Annotated in this window: 1 protein-coding gene and 1 pseudogene; both read left to right on the plus strand. The window is 63.4% G+C overall.

Annotation, left to right across the window (positions count from 1 at the left end; genetic code table 11):
- Positions 1-199, plus strand: a pseudogene (locus AACY49_RS29685) (hypothetical protein); the annotation flags it as partial.
- The coding region (locus AACY49_RS29690; protein ID WP_339527746.1) for an ABC transporter permease at positions 199-852 on the plus strand (654 nt) is incomplete at its 3' end. The pseudogene AACY49_RS29685 and the gene AACY49_RS29690, both read left to right, overlap by 1 nt.

Below are 852 nucleotides of genomic sequence, written 5' to 3' on the forward strand. Positions count from 1 at the left end.
CAATCTCGATTCGGAACGCTCGGTCGAGATCATGCAATTGCTCGCCGGGCTCAACCGCGACAGCGGGATTACGGTGATTATGGTGACGCACGAGCCCGACATGGCGGCGTTTGCGCGCACGATCGTGCATTTCAAGGACGGCCTGGTCGAGCGCGTCGATACGCAGCATGCGCCCGGCCAGGTTCCGGCGTTCGACTGATGCTCGGCACCACGCTCATCCTCGCGCTGCGCTCGATCTCGCGGCACAAATTGCGGTCGTTCCTGACGACGCTCGGCATCATTATCGGCGTGGCGGCGGTGGTGACGATGGTGACACTCGGCAACGCCACCACGGCGGCGGTGCAGAAATCGATCTCGTCGCTGGGCACCAACATCCTGCAAGTGCGTCCGGGACAGGGCTTCGGCCGTGGCGGCGGCGGGCCGCGTCCGCCCGATTTCAAGCCGCAGGACGTGGCCGCGATCCGCGATCAAATCGCCGGGGTCACCGCTGTGGCGGCGCAGGCAGGCACGTCCGCGACCGCAATTTACGAAGGCGCGAACTGGTCGACGACCGTCAATGGCACCACCAACGAATATTTCCTGGTGCAACCATGGCCGTTGACCGAGGGCCGCTATTTCTCGCCGACCGAGGAGGCTGCGGGCAAATCGGTTTGTATCATCGGCAATACCGTTAACGACAATCTTTATCGCGGTGGCTCTCCGCTCGGTACGCGGATGCGGATCGGCGGGATTTCGTGTGATGTGATCGGGTTGCTGTCGAAGCGCGGCCAGGCCGGCTTTGGCGGTGACCAGGACGATGTCGTGATCATGCCGCTCAAGACCGTGCAGCGCCGTTTTACCGGTTCGACCGAT

It is taken from the genome of Pseudomonas sp. EL_65y_Pfl2_R96, assembly GCF_963970905.1.
Lineage (GTDB): Bacteria > Pseudomonadota > Gammaproteobacteria > Pseudomonadales > Pseudomonadaceae > Aquipseudomonas.